Origin of the sequence: Protofrankia sp. Cas8 (assembly GCF_963555845.1) — a bacterium.
In the GTDB taxonomy this organism is placed as follows: Bacteria; Actinomycetota; Actinomycetes; order Frankiales; family Frankiaceae; genus Protofrankia.
Genome location: NZ_CAUVXI010000158.1, coordinates 4,942 through 5,905, shown reverse-complemented (window position 1 = coordinate 5,905; position 964 = coordinate 4,942). Strand labels below are relative to the sequence as shown.

2 protein-coding genes are annotated in these 964 nt (G+C 71.6%); both read left to right on the top strand.

Going from position 1 to position 964, the window contains the following annotated elements:
* A partial coding sequence (locus U9977_RS19585) for a pentapeptide repeat-containing protein (protein ID WP_322750736.1) occupies positions 1-394 on the top strand: 394 nt, incomplete at its 5' end.
* Positions 394-964: acetyl-CoA carboxylase biotin carboxyl carrier protein (locus U9977_RS19580; RefSeq protein WP_322750735.1), on the top strand; the 571-nt coding region annotated here is incomplete at its 3' end. The genes U9977_RS19585 and U9977_RS19580, both read left to right, overlap by 1 nt.

Below are 964 nucleotides of genomic sequence, written 5' to 3'. Positions count from 1 at the left end.
CCCGGAGGGCTGCGCCGCGATCCTGTGGAAGGACGCCGCCGCCGGACCGAAGGCTGCCGCGGCACTGCGTGTCGACGCACGTGAGCTGCTGCGTAGCGGCGTGGTCGACGGCGTGGTTCCCGAGCCCGACGGCGGTGCACACAGCGATCACCTGCTGGCCGCGCACGCCCTTCGTGACGCCCTGACCAGCACGTTGGCCGAGTTGCTGCCGCGGGACCAGATGACCCTCGTCACCGGACGCAGGACCCGGTTCCGGCAGTTCGGCGCGCACACCCTCACCCTGCTCGATGCCGACCTCGACGATGCCGACCTTGACGGTGCCGACCTTGACGGTGCCGACCTCGACAGTGCCGGTCCCGACAGCGCCGGCCCCGGCCAAAAGGAAAGTGCCTGATGACCATGCTTCCGACCAACGGTGCGTCGCCCGGATCAGCCGGGATCGTCGGATCCGATCCGGGCGAGAGCCCGTCGGCGTCACCGGCGGGGCGGGAATCGCACCGGTCGACGAGCTGGGGTGCCGACGAGCTCGACGAGATCCTGACGATCCTGCGCCAACAGGCGATCGCCGTATGCGACCAGGCGTCCCGGACGCCCGTTCGGGTGCGGGCGGGCGCCGGTGACATCTTCGTCGAGGTTGCCTGGTCGCCGACACCGGCGATCGCGTCGGGGGCTATGGCCGGGCCGGGGTCCGGTCCGGCGCGGGAGCCGGTGCCGGTGCCGGGCCGCGAGCAGAGCAGACCGGAACCCGCCCGCGCACAGATCGGCCCGGTGCGGGCCGAGCCGGACACCGACGTCCACGTCCTGCGTGCCGCCACGGTCGGTGTGTTCTACCGGGCATCCGAGCCTGGGGCCAAGCCGTTTGTCGCCGAAGGCGACATGATCGTCCGGGGCCAGCAGGTTGCGATCATCGAGGCGATGAAGCTGATGATCCCGGTGGAGGCGGACGTCTCCGGCCGCGTCGTTG